Raw genomic sequence first — 21,069 nt, forward strand, 5'->3', positions numbered from 1 at the left:
CGCGAGACGACAATAATCCGTGGCGAGTTCGGAGCGAATCCGGCTTTCAGGCGGCGAAGCGGCGCTCCGTGCCGGGATTCGGCTTGTTTTTCTCGATCACGGCGGGGGCCGTTTCTTTCATGGCGAGCGCGCACCAGGTCGAAACCACGCCGAGCGCCGAGAACATCAGCGCGGGCCCGATCCAGCCGAACGCGCCGTACATTCCCGTCGCGACGATCGGCAGCAGTCCCGCGATCACCGAAGCGCCGTTGTAGCCCAGCGATATGCCCGACGAGCGCACGTTGGCCGGAAACTGCTCGGAGAACCAGCTCGCCTCGACCGCGAAAATCGGATCGTGGCTAAAGAGCAGCGACAGCGCCACCGCCACGATCACCATGATGACCGCGCCCGTGTTGATGAGCATGAACATCGGCACGCCGAACGCGATGGTGAAGATCGCGCCGAACATGAACACCGGACGGCGGCCGATCCTGTCGCTGAGCGCGCCGTAGAACAGATGGCTGCCGAGGCCGATGGCGGAGCCGATGAGCGTGCCCCACAGAATGTGCCGCGTGGTCGAGACATGCGCGAGCGCCACATACGAGAGCATGAAGCTCGTCGTGATGTAATAGCCGCCCGTTTCCGCCATGCGCAGGCCGACGATCTTCAGGATGCTGCGCCAGTCGCTCTTGATGACTTCGAGCGCGGGCTGCTTCACCACCTTGTTCTCGGCCTTGATCGCTTCGAATTCCGGCGATTCCGATACGTTCATCCGGATGAAGATGCCGATCGCGACCATCACGAAAGACAGCAGGAAGGGCGCGCGCCAGATCCAGTCGCCTTCGAACAGTGCGCCCGAGAGCAGGAACGCGCCGTTGGCGAGCAGCAGGCCGAGCGGAATGCCGAGTTGCGGGACCGCGCCGAAGAAGCCGCGCCGCTTTTCAGGCGCGTGCTCGCACGCCATGAGCACCGCGCCGCCCCATTCCGCGCCGAAGCCGACGCCCTGCACCATGCGCAGGAGGATCAGCAGGATCGGGGCGAGCACGCCCGCCTGCTCATAGGTCGGCAATGCGCCGATCAGCACGGTCGCGCCGCCCATGCCGACGAGCGACCAGAACAGCACCGCCTTGCGGCCGAGGCTGTCGCCGTAGTGGCCCGCCAGATAGCCGCCGAGCGGGCGCATCAGGAAGCCGATGGCGAGCGTGGCGAACGAAGCCAGAATGCCGATGATCGGTTCGGTGGCGTGAAAGAAGATCTTGCCGAACCACGCCGCGGCGGCGGTGCCATAGATAAAGAAGTCGTAGCTCTCGACTGCGGAGCCGATCATCGACGCAACGGCCACCTTGACCGCGCGCCCTTCGTTGTTGGTGCTCATCGTGAGTTGTCTCCACTGCTGGTGCCCGGCCGCCTGTGGTGCAGGCGGCCGGATCGTGTCGCGCTTTCGTCGAGCGTCTTACACGACCTGAATAGTCTCTACCGCTGCGGTGTATCAGCGCCAGGTTTCGATCACGCGGCTGTCGTCGCGCAGGCCTAGGCCCGCTTGCGCCGCCTCGTGATAGCGTGCGTTCGCGACGGACAGCAGCGGCACCTCGGCGCCGCACGCTTGCGCGGCCGCGGCGACCAGGTCGCTGTCCTTCACGAAGATGTTGATCGAACTCGTGACGGTCACGTCGGTGCCTTGCAGCATGCGCGGACCGCGGTCCGAGAGCATCCACGATCCGGCCGCGCCCTTTTCGACCAGTTCGAGCACGGCCGCCGGATCGAGGCCGAGCGAGCGCGCCAGATTGAGCGCTTCGGCCGCCGCCACGATATGCACCGAGCACAGATGCTGATTGACGACCTTGATGGCCTGGCCGTCGCCGAGCCTCGGGCCGGTCACGCGCACGCTGCCCATCGCGTCGAGCACCGCGCGCACCGAATCGATATCGCCTTGCGCGCCCGATGCGAAGATCACGAGCTGGCCCGTTTTGGCGCGCGCCGTGCCGCCGGTCACGGGCGCATCGACCACGCGCGCGCCGGCGGCCGCGAGGCGCTCGCCTTGCTCGCGCACGGCGTCGGGGCCGACCGTGGACATGATGACCCACGTCTGGCCGTGAAGCTGCGTGCCGACGCTGTCGACCAGCCCGGCAAGCTGCTGCGGCGTCGCGACCATGGCCACGACCACGTCGGGCGCAGGCGCGGCCGCGAAGCTGTCCACGGCGGCGAGGCCGTTTTCCTGCGCGAGTTCGCGCGCATGGCTCGACAGATCGACGCCCGTCACGCTGTGGCCCGCGCCCTTGACCTGCAAAGCCATCGGCAAACCGATGGCGCCAATACCGATGAATGTCACGTTCATTTTCGCTGCGTCTCCTGGGTCACTTGAGCCACGTCTTGATGTTGTCGACGATCGACGCCGTCGAGATGCCATAGCGGTCATGGAGCGTGGGCAGCGCGCCCGCGTCGAGGAACCGGTCGGGCAGCGCGATCTGCCGGAACTCGGGCATCACGCGATGGCGCACCAGCGCGCTCGTCACGGCGTCGCCCAGGCCCCCGATCACGCTATGGTTTTCCGCGACGATCACGAGGCGGCCGGGCTTGCGGCATTGCTCGATGATCGTGGCCTCGTCGAGCGGCTTGATGGTCGGCACGTGCAGCACGCCCACGCTCGCGGAACCGTCGTCCAGCACCTGCGCGGCTTCGAGCGCGCGCATCGTCAGGATTCCGGACGAAATGATCAGCACGTCGGTGCCGTCGCGCAGCATCTTCGCCTTGCCGAGTTCGAACCGGTAATCGTAGTCCTCCAGCACCACGGGCACCTTGCCGCGCAGCAGCCGCATGTAAACCGGGCCCTCGTGCGCGGCGATCGCGGCCACCGCCTGTTCGGTGTCCAGCGCGTCGCACGGATCGATCACGGTCATGCCGGGAATGGCGCGCATCAGCGCGACGTCTTCGGTCGCCTGGTGGCTCGGGCCATAGCCCGTCGTGAGACCCGGCAGCGCGGCGCAGATCTTCACGTTGAGATTTTCCTCGGCGATGATCTGATGGATGAAATCATACGCGCGGCGCGTGGCGAACACGGCATAGGTCGTCGCGAACGCAATGAAGCCTTCCTTCGCCATGCCGCCCGCCGCGCCCATCAACAACTGTTCGGCCATGCCCATCTGGAAGAAGCGCTCGGGGAACGCCTGGCCGAAGATATGCAGGTCCGTGTACTTCGACAGATCGGCCGTCAAGCCGACGATGTTCGGCCGCTTTTCGGCCTCGGCCACGAGCGCGTGGCCGAACGGCGCGGGGCGCGTCTGCTGGCCTTCCGAGGCGATCGACGCAATCATGGCGGAGGTCGTCAGGCGCGGCTTCTTTTCGATGACGGCGCTCATGCCGCGTCTCCTTGCCGGGCTTGCCGGGCTTGCTGGTGATGCTCGTCGAGCACGGCGATGGCTTGCTGCCACTCCTGCGCGTCGACCCGAATGAAGTGATTTTTCTCGCGCGTTTCGAGGAACGGCACGCCCTTGCCCATCAGCGTGTCGAGCAGAATCACGCGCGGTTTCGCTTCCTTGAGCACGCGGGCGCGGTCGAAGGCTTGCACGAGCGCGGGCAGATCGTTGCCGTTCACGCGCTCCACATGCCAGCCGAACGACGCGAACTTGTCCGCGAGCGGCTCGAAGCCGAGCACGTCGTGCGAGGGGCCGTCCGCCTGCTGGCGATTGATGTCGACGAGCGCGATCAGATTGTCCAGGCCGTGGTGCGCGGCGGAGAGCGCGGCTTCCCACGTGGCGCCTTCGTCGAGCTCGCCATCGGACATCGAGTTGTAGACGAACGCCGGATTGCCCTTCAAACGCAGGCCGAGCGCCATGCCGACCGCGATCGTCAGGCCCTGGCCGAGCGAGCCGCCCGAGATTTCCATGCCGGGCGTATAGGTCGCCATGCCCGACATCGGCAGACGGCTGTCGTCGGAGCCGTAGGTTTCCAGTTCCGCTTCCGCAATGACGCCCGCTTCGATCAGCGCGGCGTACAGCGCGATGGCGTAGTGACCGTGCGAGAGCAGGAAGCGGTCGCGCCCTTCCCATTCGGGATCTTCGGGGCGCAGGTTCATCGCGTGGCACCAGGTGACGGCGAGCGCGTCGGCGAGTCCGAGCGCCTGGCCGATGTAGCCCTGGCCTTGCACTTCGCCCATGCGCAGCGCGAAGCGGCGGATGCGATACGCGTGATCGGCGATTTTCGAAAGTGGCACCGATGTCGAGCCGCTTTGCGGCACGGCCTCCGTAATCATTGTCATGGCATTTCCAGCGGAAGACGGGAGAAAAGTCCCCGATAACCGTCGATTGCCGCAGTTGTCTCCTGTTCAGCAATCGGACCGGTGTGGGCACGAGGTGACCCCAATGTATCGGTCTCCAGGGCGCCTGACAAAAGAAAAGATTACACTAGCTCGTGAATGCCATTCACGAATCCCCCCCTCATGGACATCTTTCGCAAGATCCCGCTGGCGTATATCCGCGTCTTCGAAGCGGCCGGTCGGACCCTTTCCTTCGCCGACGCCGCGCGCGACCTGAATCTGTCTCCGAGCGCCGTGAGCCATTCGGTGCGCAAGCTGGAGGAGCAACTCGGCCAACGGCTGTTCCAGCGCAGCACGCGGGAGGTGCGCCTCACGCGCGAGGGCGCGATGCTCATGGAGCACATTCAGCGCGGGATGGACGAGATCCAGCGCGGCTTCGCGCTGCTCGCGGGCAACGAGCGCACGCCGCTGCGGCTGCACACCGCGCCGAGCTTTGCGACGCAATGGCTGCTGCCGCGCCTGGCGGGGTTCGTGAGGGATCATCCGGATATCGACCTGCGTTTTTCCGCGAGCACGGAATACGCACGTTTCGACGATGACTTCGACCTGGATATCGTCTACGGCGAGCCGAAGCCTTCGCCGCACGAGAAAATTCCGCTCGCGCTGGAGGGCCTGGCGCCGCTGTGCAACCCGGCGCTCGCGGAGCGTATCCGCAAGCCCGAGGATCTGTATCACCTGCCGCTGATCCAGTGCGAGGTGCAGATGTACCAGTGGAAAGGCTGGTTCGAAACCAACCAGCTTCCCCCGCCGACGCACTATGGCCTGCGCTTCGACCGCAGCTCAATGGCGATTGCCGCCGCCGTGGACGGCCTTGGGGTCGTACTCGAATCGACGCTGCTTTCGGAGCGCGAACTGCAACGCGGCGAACTGGTGCGCCCGCTCGCCGGTACGACGCGCGAGGTGGAATACGTGGGGCACTATCTCGTGCACCCGCGCAGGCAGCACCGCCACGAGGCCTTCGAGACCTTCAAGGCGTGGCTCCTGAAAGCGCTGGGTATCGGCGAGGACGCCTCTGTGCCATCTTGAGGCGTGTTGCTCACCCGGGCAGATCGCCCACGTCAATATCGAGGAGCGCCATGCTCACCGACTTGCCGTGCGCGTCGAGCGCGAGCGAGCGCGTGACGCCGCCCCCCAGCGCGTTGGCGAGCACGAAATTGAACGCGCCCAGAAGCGGCAGTTCGTAGCGCGCGACGTCCCCTTTGACCACGTCGGCGAGATGCGCCTTGACGCGCTCCGGCGTCAGGACGTGGCGCAAATGCGCGTAGTGTTTCGGGTCGTAGCAGATCACCGAGATATTCAGCGTATTGCCTTTGTCGCCGGTGCGGCCGTGGGCCAGTTCACGCAGTTTCATCGCTTGCCTCGACACATTGAAAGACCGGATTCACCTGGTCGCGCGGCAGCAGCACGGACTGCACGGCGAGCACTTCGCGAGTCGTTTTGGTAACGCCCCCGCCGCCCGCGGGTCCGTTGGTGTAGAGCGTTTCGACCTCGTTGCCGATGCGCGCCGCCTGCGTGGCATCGGCCGTGCGCCCCACCACGCGAACGCGCACTTCGTACGGCGCATCGCGATTCGCGGCGAGCGCGTCGCCGTAAAGCGCATTCACGCCGATCAGGTCGAAGCGCAGTTCGCTCGTATCCACGCCCGTGAGCGCCAGCCGCTCCCGCACGATGTCGAGCGCGAGGCGCGCGCGAGCGAGCGCGCCCGGTCCGCCATAGGAAATCTGTCCTTCGCCGATGTAGCCGTCGACATACGCGACCGACACCTTCAGCGTTGGCGTGCGGGCGCGGCCGCGTCCGCCCGTCACGCGCACGCGGTCTTGCGCTTCCTGCTCCACGCGCACGCCGGTAAAGTCCGCGACGACATCGGGCTGGAAGTAGCGCTGCGGGTCGTGAATCTCGTAGAGCAACTGCTCCTTGCACGTCGCCTCGGTCACGCAGCCGCCCGCGTGCGCCACTTTGGTCACGACGAGGCTGCCGTCGGCGCTCACTTCGCCGATGGGAAAGCCCAGGCGCGCGAGATCGGGCACATCCTTGTAGCCGGGGTCGGCGAAATAGCCGCCCGTGACCTGACCCGCGCATTCGAGCAGATGTCCGACCACGGTCGCCTGCCCGAGCGTGTTCCAGTCGTCCATGCGCCAGCCGAATTCGTGGATGAGCGGCGCGGCGAACAACGACGGGTCCGCCACGCGGCCGGTCAGCACGATATCCGCGCCCGCCGCAAGCGCCTCGACAATGGGCGTCGCGCCGAGATACGCATTGGCCGAGACGATGCGCGCCGCGTACTCGCTCACATCGTCGCCGGATTCTTCGAAGCGCAGCGGGGATTGCATCAGGACGTCGAGCACATCGTCGCCCGTGACGGCGGCGATCTTCAGGCCGTGCAGGCCTAGCTCCCGCGCGATCTGCGCGGTCTTGATCGCCGCCGCGCGCGGATTGGCCGCGCCCATGTTCGAAATGATCCGCACGCGCTTGCGGGCGGCGACCGGCAGCACCGCGCGCATGCGCGCTTCGAGCAACGGGTCATAGCCGAGTTCGGGATGGTGGCGGCGCGTTTGCTGGGCGATCGCAATGGTGCGTTCTGCCAGGCATTCGAATACCAGGTAGTCCAGCGCGCCGTGCTCCGCGAGTTCGACGGCGGGCTCGATGCGGTCGCCCGAGTAGCCCGCGCCCGCGCCGATGCGCACGCGCCTTGATGATTCGGTCCGGTTCATGACGTCAACAACTCCTCTTTACAGCGGAAACACGCCCAGCACGACGCACGCGATCGTCATGACGATCGAGGCGCCCAACAGCAGCGGAAACGTAAACTTCTGATGATCCGCGAGATCGATTCCGCACAGGCCGACGACAAGAAAGGTCGCGGGCGTGAGCGGGCTCACGGGAAAGCCGGTGGTCATCTGGCCGAGCAGCGCGGCCTGGCCGATGTGCACCGCCGGCACGCCGAGCTGCGACGCCACTTCGGCAATCACAGGCAGCACGCCGAAATAAAACGAATCGGGGTCGAAAAGCATCGAGAGCGGCATGGACAGCATGCCGAGCACGACGGGAATGTGCCCCGCGAACGCGGGCGGCACGAAGCCAACCGCCGCCTGCGCCATCGCCTTGAGCATGCCGCTGCCCTGCATGATGCCGGTGAACACGCCCGCTGCGAGCAGGATACCGGCCATCATCAGCGCGGCGCGCGCATGCGCGTCCACGCGCTTGCGCTGCATGTCCACGTTCGGGTAATTCACCATCAGCGCGATGCACAGGCCCACCATGAACATGATCGCGGGCGGAATCTTCTCGCCCATGGCGACCATGGTGCCGAGCACGACGATCGTCAGCACGATATTGAACCAGAAGTGCTTCGGGCGGCGCAGCGCCTGTTCCTCGGGCGTCAACTCGCGCCTGGGCAGCGGGACGGCGCCGCTCGCCGACGAATAGCCGAGGCGCTTTTCCTCGCGCCGACCGAGCCACCAGGCCATGCCGAACACGAACACGAGGCCGACGATCTGCACCGGAATCAGCGGATTGAACAGCGCCGAAATCGGCAGATGCAGCGACGCCGACGCGCGGATCATCGGCCCCGTCCACGGCAGGAAGTTGATGCCGGCCGCCATCGAAACGGCCGCGGCCAGCACGCGCTTGTCCATGTTCAGGCGCTCGTAGAGCGGCAGCATGGCGGGAATCGTGACGAGAAAGCACACGGCGCCCGAGCCGTCGAGGTGAATGAGCAGCGCGAGCAGCGTCGTGCCCATGACGATGCGCGTGGGTTTGGTGCCAACTGTGCGCAGGATGCGATCGATGATCGGATCGAGCGTGCCCGCGTCCGTGATCGTGCCGAAATACAGGATCGCAAATACGAACATGCCGACGACGGGCGCGAGACTCTTCAATCCGTCGATGACGAACTTGCTCGTTTGCAGCCCGAAGCCGCCGATCAGCGACGCGACGATCGGCACGATGATGAGCGCGACGAGCGGCGACATGCGCTTCGAAAGAATCGCGGCCAGCAGCACCCCGATCGTCACGAGCCCCAGCAAAGCCAGCATGGTGTGTCTCCAGTCTTGTCTTTTAGTGCCGATCAGCGTAAGTTCGGCGCTGCAATAACACAATTGAAATGATTTGATTGCAGCTATCACTCTTTGTTATGGATCTCAATCTTCGCGATATTCGGGCTTTCGTGACCGTGGCGCAGGCGGGCAATTTCACGCGCGCGGCGGCGCGGCTGCATGTGTCGCAACCCGCGCTCACGGTGCAGATTCGCCGCCTGGAGGAAACGATCGGGGCGCGCCTGTTCGATCGCAACAGCCGCAGCGTGGCGCTCACGCAAACGGGCCGCGAATTGCTGCCTATCCTCACGCGCTCGCTAAGCGATATGGAGCAGGCCCTGCGCGACGCGCGCGCACTCGGCGACGGTTCGAGCGGCACGGTGCGCCTCGCGTGCCTGCCGACCTTCGCGGCCAGCGCGCTGCCCGAACTCATTCAGGCGTTTCGCAAGCGCGTGCCGCAGGCGCGGTTTCAGGTGCGCGACGTCGTTGCGAGCGCCGTCAACGCGCTCGTGCGCAATGAGGAAGTGGATATCGGCCTGACGGGCGGCCATAGCGTCGATGCGACGCTCGACGTCCTGCAAACGGGCGAGGACCGGCTCGTGATCGTGTGCCCGAAAACGCACCCGCTTGCCCGCAAGCGCACCGTGACGGTCGACGACTTCGCCGCGATGCCGCTCGTGCTGACCGCGCCGGGCACCAGCGTGCGCGCGGTCGTGGACGCCGCGTTGTCGAACGCGCGCTGCACGCCCGATATCGCGTGCGAGCCGATGTACATGATGACGGCGGTGGCGATGGTGCGCGGCGGCCTGGGGATCTCGGTGCTGCCCGAATCCGCGCGCGAAGTGCATGCCGAGCGCGGGCTCGTCACGCGGGCGATCGACGATCCGGCGTTCGTGCGCCCGATCGCGCTCGTGAAGAAGCGCGGCCGGACGCTGCCACGCGTGACCGAGGACTTTGTCGGTGCGATCGATCTGGGCGGCAAGACGGCGGCGTGAGTTGGCGATGCCGCTCGCCGCGCCGCCGCTCGCCCTTCGTTGCTAACATGGCGGGCGTATGACTGGCAGCGCAACCTGATACCGGAACCCCATCATGTCCTACATTCTCTATTACAGCCCCGGTGCGGCAAGCATGGCGGTGCACTGGATGCTCCTGGAACTGGGAGTACCCTTCGAAACGCGGCTCGTCGACATCGACGCAGGCGCACAGCACGCTCCCGAATACTTGCGCCTGAATCCCACCGGTCGCGTGCCGACACTCGTGATCGACGGCACGCCGCGCGGCGAATCGACGGCATTGCTGATGCTGCTTGCCGAACGGCATCCCGAGTCCGGGCTTGCCCCGCTGCCAAATGCCACTGAACGCCCGGAGTGGTTCGAGACCATGATCTATCTGGCCAACGCGCTGTTGCCGGCCATGCGGAGCTGGTTCTACGCCGCGACCGACGGTGAACCGGCAGACGCTACGGCAATCAAGGAGTTTGCGCGCCGGCAGATCGAAGCGTCGATGGAGCGCCTGGACAAGACACTTGGCGACGGACGTCCGTATCTGGTCGGCGATCGCCTGAGCACCGCCGACTTCCTCGCCCTCATGCTCATGCGCTGGACCCGCAATATGCCGCGCCCCGCTACGTCGTGGCCGAATCTTGCGCGCTATGTGGAGCGGCTGCGCGCCACGCCGTCATTCCTGGAACTCAACAAGCGCGAAGGATTGACGGAGTGGCAGAACGCGAGCCCTTGAGCGTCACGTGAACCTCGATCGAGACCGGCGAGCCGTTGCGGGTTCGGCACGGCTTCCGGTCTCCCGCAACGAGGCGCCGCTCAGATCAACGTAGGCGCTTTGCGATGATGTGTCGCCTGTTCGTACGCGTACGCGAACCCGATCAACGCGGCCTCATCCCACTGCCGTCCCACGAAAATGACACCGAACGGCGAGCCCGACGCATAGTATCCCGCCGGCACCGTGACACCGGGCAGGCCCGCGATATTGATCTCGCCCACCGTGGTTTCCTGGATCGTCTCCTTGCCGTGCAGCGCCGGCAGCTCGCAGCGCATCTGCGGAAACACCAGCGCGTCGAGTGCGTATTCCGTCATGACGGCGTCGAAAATGCGCAGATATTTCGCCTTGAGTTCGATGAATTCCGAAATGTCGGGCGGCATCGAGGGATTGGCCAGCGCAGCCGCGAACTGTGGCAGGCTGTGCATGAAGCTCAGCACGCCATTCGGCCCGAAGGCATCCTGCGATTCCGTCGCCTTCGCAAAGTCGGCGAATGTCTTGAGCGCCGCGTTCGGACCCAGACGGCGTAAATACTGCTCGACATCGTAGGGAATCGACTCCAGCCCCCGCGCATCGAAATTCGCGAGCGGCGCGGTCGGCTCGCGCAGGTCCGCGAAGCCCGAGCCCGCGAACGGATCGTCTACGAGAATCGCGCCCGCTTCCAGCAATTCCCGCTGCACGCGCGCGTAGAGTTGCGACGCCTCCTCCGAAAGCGGCTGCGTGCGCCACCCCGGGCCATACAGGCCGATCCGCATGCCCTTCAGGGCATCGCCGCGCAGATTCGCCGCGTAGCCCCCCTGCGGCGTCTTGCCGACGCCCGCGAGCGTCTTGGGGTCCTCCGGCGAATACCCGGCGAGCACATCGAGACACAGCGCCGCGTCGCGCACGTTGCGCGCGATGGGGCCCACCACGTCGCGATTGCCCGACAAGGGCACGACGCCCGCGTTCGGCACGAGCCCGATGGTCGGCTTGATGCCGACGAGATCCTGCGCCGACGCCGGGTTCTGGATCGAGCCGCCGGTTTCTTCCGCGAGTCCGAGCACCGCCATCGCCGCGGCGACGGCCGATGCCGTTCCCGCGCTGCTGCCGCCCGGCACGCGGTCGGGCATCGTCACGTTGAGCGTCGGCCCCGCCCAGCTATCGTTCGCGTGCGAGCCGGTGTGGCTGAGCACGGGCACATTGGTCTTGCCGAGCATCACCGCGCCCGCCGCGCGCATTCGCGCGACGACGGGCGAATCGGTTGCGGGCATCAGATCGACGCCGCCCGTCTTGCTGTAGAGCAGCGACCAGCCCGCCGTGGTCGGAAAGCCCACCATGTCCATCGGGTCCTTGATCACGACGGGCACGCCCGCCAACGGCCCGAGCACTTCGCCGGCCGCGCGGCGGCGGTCGATCTCGCGCGCGTCGTCGAGCGCGGCGTGGTTGAGGAACACCAGCGCGTTATACGATTCGTTGTACGACGCAATTCTGTCGAAGCACGCGGCGGCCAGCGACTCCGCCGTGAAGCGCCCTTGCGCGAAGCCTTCCTGCACGCTCGCGATGGTCAGATTGTCCAGATCGAAATCCATTTGCTGCGTCACTGCCTGCGGTTCACTCATGTCGAAACTCTCCCACGTGTACGGGTACGGTCGATCCAGCGGCGTTGCACGTCAGGCCTGCATCAGCGCCGCACCTTCAGCGCGAACAACCCTTGCGGACGGAAATACAGCGCCACGATCACCAGCAAAAGAATGCTCGCCTTCGCCATCGAACCGCTGAGCAGCAGTTCGAACATCGACTGAAGCTGGCCGATCGCAAACGCGGAAAGAAAGGTGCCGAGCAAACTTTCGATGCCGCCGAACACCACGACGATGAAGGTATCGACGATGTATTGCTGGCCCGTCACCGGCCCCGTCGACGCCAGCATCGTCAATGCGCTGCCCGCGATGCCCGCCAGTCCGCATCCCACGGCGAACGTGACGGCGTCGACACGCTCGGTGTCGATGCCCGCCGCGCCCGCCATCGCGCGGTTCTGCATGACCGAGCGGATACGCAGGCCCCAGCGGCTGCGAAACAGGAACAGATAAACGGCGAGCGCCACGACCAGCGTGAGAAACAGAATGAAGATGCGGCTGAGCGGCAAGGCGATATTGGGCGTGACGTTCCAGGCGCCGCGCAGCCAGGACACTGTGGGCACGCTCACGTCGATCGGCCCGAAAACCTGCCGGTACACCTGCTGAAGCACGAGCGACAGGCCCCATGTGGCGAGCATCGTATCGAGCGGCCGGTGATAGAGCCGGCGGATCAGCACGCGTTCGAGCACGAAACCCACGGCCGCCGTCACCACGAAGGCCACCAGAATGCCGACGAGCAAATACGCGCCCATCAGCGAAGGAAACAGCTTCTGAAACACGAGCGACGTCAGATACGTCATATACGCGCCCAGCGCCATCAACTCGCCGTGCGCCATGTTGATCACGCCCATCAGGCCGAACACGATAGCCAGCCCGACTGCCATCAACGCCAGCACGGTAAAGAGCGACAGGCCGTTGAATACCTGTACGAGGAACACATCGAGAGACATGATCGCGACCTTGTTGAATGTTGTCGCGGGTGCAGCGTGCACGCGGCCCCCGCCTTGCAGCGAGTCTCGCGTGCTTAGCCGAGCTTCGGGAACGGATTCGGCTCGACCAGCGGCGATTCGTAGACGATGTCCACCTGCCCGTCCGGCCGGAACGCGCCGATACGCGAGTGCTTCCACAAGTGGTGATTGCTCACGTGGAAATGCACGTCGCCTTCAGGCGCGCCCCACGCGAGCCCCGACGACGCCGCAACCACCTTCGGCACGTCCGTGCTCTGCGCTTTCTCCACGCCTAGCTTCCACAGATACACCGCCGTATAAGCCGCTTCGAGCGTGTCGCCGAGCACGCGGTCCTGTCCGTATTTCGCCTTGAACGCCTTGACGAACTTGTCGTTCTGCGGGTTCTTCACACTCTGGAAATAGCCCATGCACGAATACACGCCGACCAGATTGTCCTTGCCGATACCGATCGCCTCTTCCTCGGTCACGGCCAGCGCCATGATCGGCTGATTCTTGCCGGTAATGCCGAGCGAGTTCAACTGCTTGTAGAAGGCGACGTTCGAGCCGCCGACGATGGTCGACAGGATGACATCGGGCTTGGCCGCCTTGATCTTGTTGATGACCGATGAGAATTCCGTTGCGCCGAGCGGGAAATAATCTTCACCGAGCACGGTGCCGCCCGCCTTCGCAATCGCGGCCTTGGCGATACGGTTCGTGGTGCGCGGCCAGATATAGTCGGAGCCGATCAGATAGAACTTCTTGCCTTTGTTCTTCGCGAGCCAGTTGACCGCGGGAATGGTTTGCTGTGTCGCTTCCTGTCCGGTGTACATGATGTTCTTCGACATCTCCAGACCTTCGTAGTACGTCGGATAGTAAAGCAGTCCGTTATAACGCTCGAACACGGGCAGCACTGCCTTGCGCGACGCCGACGTATAGCAGCCGAATACCGCCGCGACCTTGTCGCTTTCCACGAGCTTTTGCGCCTTTTCGGCGAACGTCGGCCAGTCGCTTGCGCCGTCTTCGACGATCGGCGTGATCTGGCGGCCCATAATGCCGCCCGACGCGTTGATTTCTTCGATCGCCAGTTTCTCCGCGTCCACGACATGTGCTTCCGCAATCGCCAGCGTGCCCGTGAGCGAATGCAGAATGCCAACCTTGATGGGTTCCGCGGCCTGCGCCGAATTCGAGCCCAGCAACATCGAACCCGGCAGCGCGGTGGCGGCTGTTGCGGCAACTGCCTGTTTCAGAAAGTCGCGACGAGAATTCTTCATGGTGGCTTTATCTATAAAGTTTTTGGACAAAAAAAAGCCCGCAGCCAAGCAAGGCTTGACTGGCGGGCTTTTTGGCCTTTCGCCGTATATGACACCTTTGTCAGACGCGGCGGAATTCACTATGATCGTCGTGCAGGACTGGCGCACTGCTGCTGATCACGAACGAGAACGAGCAAGGTCCATGCCATACGGTGCGGCTGTCGGCCCCGACACTTCCGGCATCGCCTTATATGTTGAGTCAACGTCGATGCAACCGGCTTTCGAAGCCTCGCCCGCTGCGTTGCGCGCATTCGATCGACACGCCAACTTGCAGCAGACATGCACGCTGGCTGTGCGACATGCGCGTGGCATGCACAAGTCTGGTGGATGGCGCTTCGAAGAACGCATCGGCGTAACAGGGAAATCAATATGGCTTCAGCGAAGCATGAACCCGTGAAAATCGGTGTGTTGTATTCGACGAGCGGCGTGACCGGCCTCATCGAATCGTCGCAGCAAAGCGCCACGCTTTTTGCCGCGGATGAAATCAACCGGGCAGGCGGCGTGAACGGCCGCGAGATTCAACTGTATGTGCGCGACCCCGGTTCTGTTGCGGCCAACTATGCGGCAATGGCGGAAGAACTCATTGTCGAGCAGGGCGTGCGTTTAATCGTCGGCTGCTATATGTCGAGCGGGCGCAAGCTGGTGATTCCGGTGGTCGAGCGTCACAACGCGCTGCTTTTCTATCCCACGCTTTACGAAGGCTTCGAGTACAGCCGCAACGTGTTTTGCACGGGCACGCTGCCGAATCAGACCTGCGTGCCGCTCGCCGATTACATGCTCGAAAATTTCGGCTCACGCGTATTCATGATCGGCTCGGATTATATTTATCCGTACGAGACCAACCGCATCATGAAGGATTTCGTGTTCGAGCGCGGCGGCGAAACGGTCGAGGAAACCTACGTCCCGCTCGATGCGCCCGAGGAGCACTATCGCGCGATTGCCGCGCGCATTGCCGCGCTCGCGCCCGACTTCGTGTTTTCGACGGTGGTGGGCGTGGGTGTCGAGCGCCTGTATCGCAGCTTCGCGCGCAGCGGCCTCGACCCCAGCCGCACGCCGATTGCCAGCGTCACCACCTCGGAAGCCGAGATTGCGGCCATGGGCGCGCACCTCGGCGAAGGGCATTTTGCTTCGGCTTCCTATTTCCAGTCGATCGACTCACCCGCCAATCGCGCGTGCATCGCCAACTACGCACGCTTCATGGGCGGCGACGTCGTCACGAACATGTGCTGGGAAGCCGCGTATTTCCAGATGCATGTGCTGGCCAATGCGATGCGCAAGACGAATAGCGACAATCCCGTCGCCCTGCTGCGCGCGATCCCCGGCATGGAATACGACGCGCCGCAGGGCCGCGTGCGCATCGACGACGAGAATCACCACACGTGGTTGCACACGCGCATCGGGCGTACCGATCGCACGGGCCAGTTCGATATCGTGAGCGCGTCGCCGGAACGCGTGCGCGCCGATCCTTTCGTGATTGCCCACACGCCGGCGGACGGCGCGAGCACCGGCCCCGGCTACGGAATCGCCGCCGGGGGCTGGTCATGACGCGCAAGCCGCCGACACCCGAATCGCTTCAGGCGATCCGGTCGCTGCGCATTGCCGTGCTGCATCCGGACGACCAGGACCGCGAGGAACTGCTCGGGCATTTGAAGCGGATCGGCTGCAAGGTTCGGGTCTGCTGGCCCGAACTCGACGCCGCGCTCGACGAAACCGATCTGGTCGTCATGGCCGTCACACCGCAGACGATGGCGACGCATCACGCGTGGCTCGACGACGCGAACGCGCCGCCCATCGTTCCCGTCATCACTTACGAGAACCCGGTGGTGATCGAAGCCGTCATGCAGTTGAACGCGTTCGGTTTCATACCGTCGCCCGTTCGTTCTTCCGGCGTGCTGACCGCCATTGCGTTGACCATGGCGCAGCACAAGAAGCGCAAGTCGTTGCAGTCGTTCATTCAGCGCGCCGAAGACAAGGCCTCGCGTCAGCGCACCATTGAACTGGCGAAGTCGATCATCATGAAGACGCGCCAGTTGTCCGACGACGAGGCCTATCGCGTGCTCTGCTCGCGCGCGCGCGACGACCAGGCGCTGATCGAAACCGTGGCGAGCGAAGTGGTCAGAGTGGGCGCGTTGCGACATTGAGCGCCCACAGGCTGTGCGCCGCGCACCGTCGATGCGCGAACGGGCACACGGCCAGTGCGCGCTTCTTTCTTTTTCGAGCGTCACATAACGTTGTCCAGTTGTCCGAATTACCTGCAAACGCAGTCCACACAAGCCGTCGCCACTCGAATCGCATTCACAGGCACGCTTGTTGCATTTAAACCGTCGCTTCAGTCATTTTCGCGTTCCGCCTGAACGGCTCGCCTGCGTCAGGCGCGCAACCGAAACCGATTCGATAGCGGCGAGCGACAAAGACGTTGCTCGCCGCCCAAGGCCAAAAAGCCCGACATGCCAGCACACGCTGGGATGCCGGGCTTTTTTTTCGACTGTAGCGCGAGCACATTGTCCAACTCGTGATGAGGTTCTTTTCATGATTCCGATCCCCAAAAAAGGTACGCCCGAGCGCGAACGGCTGATCGCGCTGCACAAGGAATGTACTGACTCGATGCATGGTGTCGCGGGCTTTTCCGTCCTCAAGTGCGAAACGCCCGGCGACACGACCGTGGTAACGGGCGGCACGCACGAACACCACGATCTGCGCCGCGTGCTGCTGCGCATGCGCGGCGCTTCGCCCAAAGGCAAGCTCGTCGTGATCTGCACGAAGGTCGATGAAACGTGGCGCATCGGCCGCCTCTCGGGCATTCGCGGCGTGCCGCCCGTGTTCGCCACCGACGACGTTTACACCAGCGAACAGGATATCCAGCACGCCATTTTCCTGATGCGTCTGGACGAAATGTCGGAGACCGACGGCATGCCCGAGCATTACACCGAAGGCTACAAGCGCCGCGACGACAACTGGCCCGTCACCTGAACCACGCGAGGCCTTCCCTTCCTTCGTGCGCCGCCTGGCGCATGCAATCCCGACGACCGCCGCGTCACTGCGCGGCTTGATGGCAGGAGCAACTCCCCATGTGTGCAATGCGACTCACCGGGTACGCGGACCGATTCAGCGTTCATCCCGGCGAAACGATCCGGTTCTACGTCAACTGTGACGGCCCTTCGCAGTATCACGCGTCGATCGTGCAGATGATCAACGGCGACACCAACCCGCGCGGCCCCGGCTTTATCGAAAAGCCCGTCGAAGCCGATTGCGAAGCGACCTACGACGGCCGCGCGCAAGCCGTCTACGGCGGCTCGTACGGCTATGTCGACGACGCCCCGCAATTGCGCGTGCAAAGCTTCACGCTCCAATGCTGGATCTGGCCGACCACGCCGCGCACCGACGCACGCTACTGGAAGCACGGCGAACAGGGGCTCGTCACCAAATGGTCCGCAGGCAAGGGTTATGGCCTGTTCATCAACGCCGACGGCTGCGCGGAACTGCGCATCAACGACCGAACGTTCACCACGGGCGTGCGCCTGCGCGATCACGCCTGGCACTTTCTCGCGGCGACCTACGACGCGAAAACGGGCGCCGTCACGCTGTATCACGAACCGCAGATCGTCTATGCGCTCGACCCCGCGATCGCCCCCGTGGAGGCGCAATACGCGGGCCCCGTCGAGCACGACGACGCGCCGCTCGTGATCGCGGGCTACGTCAAGGGACTGGAGCCCGGCCCGCTCGGCCGATCGTCGCTGCCGCAAGGCGTGCTGATCGGCGGTCACTACAACGGCAAGATCGACAGCCCGCGCCTGTGCAATCGCGCGCTCTCGCGCTTCGAGATCGAAACGATGAAGGCCGGCGTGCAGCCCGGTTTGAGCGAGCGCCGCCATTCGGGACCGACCGGGCCGCTATCCGAATGCATCGTGGCCGCGTGGGACTTCTCGGACGGCATCGACACGATCGTATGCCGCGACCACGGCCCTTACAAATTCGACGCGAAGCTCGTGAATTGCCCCACTCGCGCGATGACGGGCTTCAACTGGGCGGGCCGCAATTTCGACTGGAAGCACGCGCAAGGCGAATATGGCGCGATCCACTTTCACGACGACGATCTCGACAATGCGCGTTGGGACGTGAGCTTCGAATGGACCGTGCCGGACGATATCAAGAGCCGCTTCTATGCGGCCAAGCTCACGACCGCCGAAGGCGACGAGGACTATATCCCCTTCTGGATCGTGCCGAAACTCGACGCGAAGAAGTCGAAGATCGCGGTCATGGTGCCGACCATCAGCTACATGGCCTATGCGAACGAACACGTCGCGTGCAACGCGGGCGGCGCGGAACTGTTCGTCTACCGTGTGCCCATCATGCAGCAGCAGAACATGTTTCTCGCGGAGCATCGCGAATACGCCGGCTCGATCTACGACACGCACACGGACGGCAGCGGCATCTGCCTGTCGTCGCGGCTGCGCCCCATTCTCAGCATCCGGCCCAAATACGATCACTTCCTCGCGCAGGCGCCGTGGCAATATCCCGCCGACCTGCATCTGATCTGCTGGCTCGAAACGCTCGGCTACGAGTACGACGTGTTCACCGACGAGGACCTCACCTACGACGGCCTCGCGCGGCTCGAAGACTACAACGTGATCATCACGGGCTCGCACCCCGAGCACAATTCCGGTGCGCAGCTCGACGCGCTGCACGACTACACGCAGCGCGGCGGACGCATCATGTATATGGGCGCGGACGGCTGGTACTGGGTCCATTCGTATCATCCCGCGTATGACGACGTGGGCCGTGGCGTCATCACGGAAATGCGCCGCTGCGAATCGGGCATTCGCACGTGGCGCGCCGATCCCGGCGAGTACTATCACCAGGGAACGGGCGAACTGGGTGGCATGTGGCGCTTTCGCGGGCGCTATCTGCATTCGGTGGCGGGCACGGGCATGTCGTCGGAAGGCTTTGATATTTCCACCTACTTCTCGCGCACACCGGAAAGTCTCGACGAGCGCGTCGCGTGGGCGTTCGAAGGCATCGACTACGACGAGAAGCTCGGCAACTTCGGGCTCGTGGGCGGCGGCGCGGCGGGCCTCGAACTCGATATCGTCGACACCATGCTGGGTTCGCCGCCGCATATCCTGACCGTGGCGACCTCGGCGGGACGGCACACGGAAGCGTATCTGCTCGTGATGGAGGATTTCGGCTTCAACCAGCAAGGGCTTGACGGCACGGTACACCCGCGCGTGCGCGCCGACATCACGTTCCACGAAACGCCGAACGGCGGTGGATGTTTCGCGTTCAGCTCGATCGCCTATTGCGGTTCGCTGCCGTGGAATGACTGCGACAACAACATCTCGCGCCTCACGAAGAACGTGCTCGACCGCTTCGCCGCGGACGGCCCGCTGCCCGCCGCGCCTTCCAGCGCGCACAAGCATCGCGGGCGCGCGGATTACGAGTCGCCGTCCGTCGTCACGACCGCCTGACGCAAGGGAGCCCACGCGATGAATGCCATCGTCGAAAGTCCCCTCACGCACGGCGCGAGCGCGTCCGTACTCGGAGCCGACGCCTACCGCACGCTCGCCTTCGCCAAAACGGAAGACGACGTGCTGTGGACGCGCGAGTGGATCTGCATCGGCGTGATCGACGATCTTCGTCGCGAGGGCGACCTGTTGCCGTTCACAGCGGGCGATCATGCGGTGCATGTGCAGCGGATGCCGGGCGGGCGCCTGGCCGGCCGTTTCAATCTGGCGCAGCACGGCGGCTGCCGGGTCGTGCCGCTGCAATGCAGGCAAGGCGCGAAGACGTCGTGCTCGTTTACGTCGTGCGGCTACAGCCGCGACAGTGCACCGCTGGAGGCGACGGAAACGGGCGCGCCTTCCGAGGGCATGTACCAGTATCTCGGGCTGCGGCCCGAGCGACTGCTCGGCGTGCGCGTGGCGCGCGACGGTCCGCTGATCTTCGTCCATCTCGATCCGGCCGCCAACGCGTTCGCGCCGTCGCTCGCGGACCCGCCGCCAGGCATACGGCGCGAGCATGCCTGGCTCGAACTCGACGTGAACTGGAAGCATGCGGGACAGCGTATTGCAGCCGGCGTTCAGCGAGGCGAGGCGAACGACGTGCAAGCCGTGTTCGAAAGCCGCGATCGCATAGGACACGCTGGACACGCGGACGAGACGCTGACCGTTACGTGGCGTTATCCGAACCTGCTCGACTTACGCACCAGCACAAGCCGTTGCTTCGTGGTGCTGCAACCCACCGCGCTGCAAAGCGTGCTGTGCCGCATCAGCACGTACGGCGCGCATTCGCTCGCGCACTGGCAAGACCTGCTGCAACGGCGCGCGGCGATTGCCGATGCAGATGCCAACATGCATTCCGATGCCGTTCAATGGTTCGAAACCGCGCTTGCGGCGCGCATCGCGCACTTCGCGCCGCAAGCGGCTTCGTCATCCTACTCACAGAGACTATGAACAACGAACTCGATCAAGCCGTGGACTGCTATTCGAAAGGCCAGTTCGAGGCCGCGTTTGCAGCCTTTTCCGTGCTCGCCGAGGCAGGCGACGCCAACGCGCAGGCCTGGCTCGCCGCCCTCCATGCAAACGGCGAAGGCACCCAGGCCGATGCCTCACGCGCGCTCGAATGGTACGAAAAGGCCGCCCAGCAAGGCCACGCACTCGCGCAAGCGAATCTCGGCGCAATGCTCATCTCGTCGCCCGGCGTCGCGCACGACGAGGCGCGAGGCGTGCTCTGGATTCAGCGCGCGGCGGAAAACGGCGATCCCTTTGCGCAGGCCAATCTCGCGAATCTCCATGCGAAAGGCCGCGGCGTGGCGCAGGACGACGCGGCCGCCGCGCGCTGGCTGCGGCGTGCGGCGGAACAGGGACACTACCCCTCACAAGCGCGGCTTGGCTTCTGCTACGCGAGCGCGCGCGGCGTGGAGCGCGACCGCGTGCAGGCGTTCGTGTGGCTTTCGCTTGCGGCCCAGCATGGCGTCGGTAATGCGCTGAACGCGCTGGAAAACGTGCTCGGCGACATGTCCGCCGAAGAAAAGCGCGCGGGGGCGAGTCTGTTCGATCAATGGCGCTCGCGCGCGACGCCCGCAGCGGCCTGAGCGGGCGCGCA

The 21,069-nt window shown here is 64.7% G+C and carries 20 protein-coding genes; 10 read left to right on the plus strand and 10 right to left on the minus strand.

The features are described from left to right. Nucleotides 1-46 precede the first annotated feature (46 nt). The 4 genes from C7402_RS21460 to C7402_RS21475 all read right to left on the minus strand — a co-directional run bounded on the left by C7402_RS21460 (nt 47) and on the right by C7402_RS21475 (nt 4,228). On the minus strand, nt 47-1,354 hold the full coding sequence (locus tag C7402_RS21460; protein WP_116612009.1) for an MFS transporter: 1,308 nt from the start codon (nt 1,352-1,354) through the stop codon (nt 47-49). Nucleotides 1,355-1,468: 114 nt separating this feature from the next. Next, the gene (locus C7402_RS21465; RefSeq protein ID WP_116612010.1) at nt 1,469-2,314 is read right to left on the minus strand and encodes an NAD(P)-dependent oxidoreductase; all 846 of its coding nucleotides are present in this window, start codon (nt 2,312-2,314) and stop codon (nt 1,469-1,471) included. Nucleotides 2,315-2,333: 19 nt separating this feature from the next. Beyond that, nucleotides 2,334-3,335 carry a transketolase family protein gene (locus C7402_RS21470; protein ID WP_116612011.1) on the minus strand — a complete coding sequence of 334 codons (1,002 nt, stop codon included), beginning with the start codon at nt 3,333-3,335 and terminating at the stop codon, nt 2,334-2,336. Further along, a complete protein-coding gene (locus C7402_RS21475) occupies nt 3,332-4,228 on the minus strand; it encodes a transketolase (protein WP_116612012.1) in 897 nt (298 codons plus the stop codon). The genes C7402_RS21470 and C7402_RS21475 overlap by 4 nt, the downstream gene beginning before the upstream one ends. Before the next feature lie 186 nt (nt 4,229-4,414). Here C7402_RS21475 and C7402_RS21480 point away from each other — a divergent pair, with 186 nt between their 5' ends. Then, a complete protein-coding gene (locus tag C7402_RS21480; protein ID WP_116612013.1) occupies nt 4,415-5,317 on the plus strand; it encodes a LysR substrate-binding domain-containing protein in 903 nt (300 codons plus the stop codon). A 10-nt stretch (nt 5,318-5,327) separates the two neighbouring features. Here C7402_RS21480 and C7402_RS21485 read toward each other — a convergent pair whose 3' ends face one another. From C7402_RS21485 to C7402_RS21495, 3 genes are read right to left on the minus strand one after another with little or no spacing between them, the layout of a single operon-like run. Beyond that, complete coding sequence (locus C7402_RS21485) at nt 5,328-5,642, minus strand: AtuA-related protein (protein ID WP_116612014.1); 315 nt, start codon at nt 5,640-5,642, stop codon at nt 5,328-5,330. Further along, nucleotides 5,629-7,002 carry an acyclic terpene utilization AtuA family protein gene (locus C7402_RS21490; protein ID WP_116612015.1) on the minus strand — a complete coding sequence of 458 codons (1,374 nt, stop codon included), beginning with the start codon at nt 7,000-7,002 and terminating at the stop codon, nt 5,629-5,631. The genes C7402_RS21485 and C7402_RS21490 overlap by 14 nt, the downstream gene beginning before the upstream one ends. An 18-nt stretch (nt 7,003-7,020) precedes the next feature. Beyond that, on the minus strand, nt 7,021-8,325 hold the full coding sequence (locus C7402_RS21495) for a CitMHS family transporter (protein ID WP_116612016.1): 1,305 nt from the start codon (nt 8,323-8,325) through the stop codon (nt 7,021-7,023). Nucleotides 8,326-8,423: 98 nt separating this feature from the next. On the opposite strand from C7402_RS21495, the gene C7402_RS21500 reads away from it, so the two are divergent. Both C7402_RS21500 and C7402_RS21505 read left to right on the plus strand, forming a co-directional pair. Then, nucleotides 8,424-9,320 (plus strand): LysR family transcriptional regulator, encoded by an 897-nt coding sequence (locus C7402_RS21500; RefSeq protein WP_116612017.1) that lies wholly within the window; start codon nt 8,424-8,426, stop codon nt 9,318-9,320. A 94-nt stretch (nt 9,321-9,414) separates the two neighbouring features. Further along, a complete protein-coding gene (locus C7402_RS21505) occupies nt 9,415-10,062 on the plus strand; it encodes a glutathione S-transferase family protein (RefSeq protein WP_116612018.1) in 648 nt (215 codons plus the stop codon). 80 nt (nt 10,063-10,142) lie between these two features. Here the strand turns inward: C7402_RS21505 and C7402_RS21510 are convergent, their stop codons facing one another. The 3 genes from C7402_RS21510 to urtA form a co-directional block, all read right to left on the minus strand. After that, nucleotides 10,143-11,696 carry an amidase gene (locus tag C7402_RS21510; RefSeq protein ID WP_116612019.1) on the minus strand — a complete coding sequence of 518 codons (1,554 nt, stop codon included), beginning with the start codon at nt 11,694-11,696 and terminating at the stop codon, nt 10,143-10,145. A gap of 62 nt (nt 11,697-11,758) precedes the next feature. Further along, nucleotides 11,759-12,661 (minus strand): urea ABC transporter permease subunit UrtB, encoded by a 903-nt coding sequence (urtB, locus tag C7402_RS21515; protein WP_112171841.1) that lies wholly within the window; start codon nt 12,659-12,661, stop codon nt 11,759-11,761. Nucleotides 12,662-12,735: 74 nt separating this feature from the next. After that, nucleotides 12,736-13,929: an urea ABC transporter substrate-binding protein gene (gene urtA, locus C7402_RS21520; protein WP_112171712.1), complete on the minus strand. Its 1,194-nt coding sequence runs from the start codon at nt 13,927-13,929 to the stop codon at nt 12,736-12,738. Between urtA and C7402_RS46345 the strand changes: the two genes are divergently transcribed. The 7 genes from C7402_RS46345 (at nt 13,928) to C7402_RS21550 (ending at nt 21,058) form a co-directional block, all read left to right on the plus strand. Further along, entirely contained in the window at nt 13,928-14,365 is a 438-nt protein-coding gene (locus C7402_RS46345) for a hypothetical protein (protein WP_133254520.1), read from the plus strand. The genes urtA and C7402_RS46345 overlap by 2 nt on opposite strands. After that, nucleotides 14,338-15,513 carry a transporter substrate-binding domain-containing protein gene (locus C7402_RS21525; RefSeq protein WP_112171711.1) on the plus strand — a complete coding sequence of 392 codons (1,176 nt, stop codon included), beginning with the start codon at nt 14,338-14,340 and terminating at the stop codon, nt 15,511-15,513. Before C7402_RS46345 ends, C7402_RS21525 begins: the two co-directional genes overlap by 28 nt. Further along, nucleotides 15,510-16,109, plus strand: a complete 600-nt coding sequence (locus tag C7402_RS21530; RefSeq protein ID WP_116612020.1) for an ANTAR domain-containing response regulator — start codon at nt 15,510-15,512, stop codon at nt 16,107-16,109. Before C7402_RS21525 ends, C7402_RS21530 begins: the two co-directional genes overlap by 4 nt. A gap of 388 nt (nt 16,110-16,497) precedes the next feature. Continuing rightward, on the plus strand, nt 16,498-16,938 hold the full coding sequence (locus C7402_RS21535; protein ID WP_112171709.1) for a N,N-dimethylformamidase alpha subunit family protein: 441 nt from the start codon (nt 16,498-16,500) through the stop codon (nt 16,936-16,938). Nucleotides 16,939-17,036: 98 nt separating this feature from the next. Continuing rightward, the gene (locus C7402_RS21540; protein ID WP_116612021.1) at nt 17,037-19,433 is read left to right on the plus strand and encodes a N,N-dimethylformamidase beta subunit family domain-containing protein; all 2,397 of its coding nucleotides are present in this window, start codon (nt 17,037-17,039) and stop codon (nt 19,431-19,433) included. A gap of 18 nt (nt 19,434-19,451) precedes the next feature. Beyond that, nucleotides 19,452-20,417 carry a Rieske (2Fe-2S) protein gene (locus C7402_RS21545; protein WP_116612022.1) on the plus strand — a complete coding sequence of 322 codons (966 nt, stop codon included), beginning with the start codon at nt 19,452-19,454 and terminating at the stop codon, nt 20,415-20,417. Then, nucleotides 20,414-21,058: a tetratricopeptide repeat protein gene (locus tag C7402_RS21550; protein ID WP_116612023.1), complete on the plus strand. Its 645-nt coding sequence runs from the start codon at nt 20,414-20,416 to the stop codon at nt 21,056-21,058. The genes C7402_RS21545 and C7402_RS21550 overlap by 4 nt, the downstream gene beginning before the upstream one ends. Nucleotides 21,059-21,069: the final 11 nt, after the last annotated feature.

Origin of the sequence: Paraburkholderia unamae (genome assembly GCF_003096875.1) — a bacterium.
Lineage (GTDB): Bacteria > Pseudomonadota > Gammaproteobacteria > Burkholderiales > Burkholderiaceae > Paraburkholderia > Paraburkholderia unamae.

Excerpts from the sequence above, each read along its gene's own strand:
- C7402_RS21540 (WP_116612021.1), top strand. The coding sequence starts at position 17,037 with ATGTGTGCAATGCGACTCACCGGGTACGCGGACCGATTCAGCGTTCAT.
- C7402_RS46345 (WP_133254520.1), top strand. The coding sequence starts at position 13,928 with ATGGTGGCTTTATCTATAAAGTTTTTGGACAAAAAAAAGCCCGCAGCC.
- C7402_RS21530 (WP_116612020.1), top strand. The coding sequence starts at position 15,510 with ATGACGCGCAAGCCGCCGACACCCGAATCGCTTCAGGCGATCCGGTCG.
- C7402_RS21495 (WP_116612016.1), bottom strand. The coding sequence starts at position 8,325 with ATGCTGGCTTTGCTGGGGCTCGTGACGATCGGGGTGCTGCTGGCCGCG.
- C7402_RS21500 (WP_116612017.1), top strand. The coding sequence starts at position 8,424 with ATGGATCTCAATCTTCGCGATATTCGGGCTTTCGTGACCGTGGCGCAG.
- C7402_RS21485 (WP_116612014.1), bottom strand. The coding sequence starts at position 5,642 with ATGAAACTGCGTGAACTGGCCCACGGCCGCACCGGCGACAAAGGCAAT.
- urtA (WP_112171712.1), bottom strand. The coding sequence starts at position 13,929 with ATGAAGAATTCTCGTCGCGACTTTCTGAAACAGGCAGTTGCCGCAACA.
- C7402_RS21465 (WP_116612010.1), bottom strand. The coding sequence starts at position 2,314 with ATGAACGTGACATTCATCGGTATTGGCGCCATCGGTTTGCCGATGGCT.
- urtB (WP_112171841.1), bottom strand. The coding sequence starts at position 12,661 with ATGTCTCTCGATGTGTTCCTCGTACAGGTATTCAACGGCCTGTCGCTC.
- C7402_RS21480 (WP_116612013.1), top strand. The coding sequence starts at position 4,415 with ATGGACATCTTTCGCAAGATCCCGCTGGCGTATATCCGCGTCTTCGAA.
- C7402_RS21510 (WP_116612019.1), bottom strand. The coding sequence starts at position 11,696 with ATGAGTGAACCGCAGGCAGTGACGCAGCAAATGGATTTCGATCTGGAC.
- C7402_RS21490 (WP_116612015.1), bottom strand. The coding sequence starts at position 7,002 with ATGAACCGGACCGAATCATCAAGGCGCGTGCGCATCGGCGCGGGCGCG.
- C7402_RS21550 (WP_116612023.1), top strand. The coding sequence starts at position 20,414 with ATGAACAACGAACTCGATCAAGCCGTGGACTGCTATTCGAAAGGCCAG.
- C7402_RS21475 (WP_116612012.1), bottom strand. The coding sequence starts at position 4,228 with ATGATTACGGAGGCCGTGCCGCAAAGCGGCTCGACATCGGTGCCACTT.
- C7402_RS21460 (WP_116612009.1), bottom strand. The coding sequence starts at position 1,354 with ATGAGCACCAACAACGAAGGGCGCGCGGTCAAGGTGGCCGTTGCGTCG.
- C7402_RS21545 (WP_116612022.1), top strand. The coding sequence starts at position 19,452 with ATGAATGCCATCGTCGAAAGTCCCCTCACGCACGGCGCGAGCGCGTCC.
- C7402_RS21505 (WP_116612018.1), top strand. The coding sequence starts at position 9,415 with ATGTCCTACATTCTCTATTACAGCCCCGGTGCGGCAAGCATGGCGGTG.
- C7402_RS21535 (WP_112171709.1), top strand. The coding sequence starts at position 16,498 with ATGATTCCGATCCCCAAAAAAGGTACGCCCGAGCGCGAACGGCTGATC.
- C7402_RS21470 (WP_116612011.1), bottom strand. The coding sequence starts at position 3,335 with ATGAGCGCCGTCATCGAAAAGAAGCCGCGCCTGACGACCTCCGCCATG.
- C7402_RS21525 (WP_112171711.1), top strand. The coding sequence starts at position 14,338 with ATGGCTTCAGCGAAGCATGAACCCGTGAAAATCGGTGTGTTGTATTCG.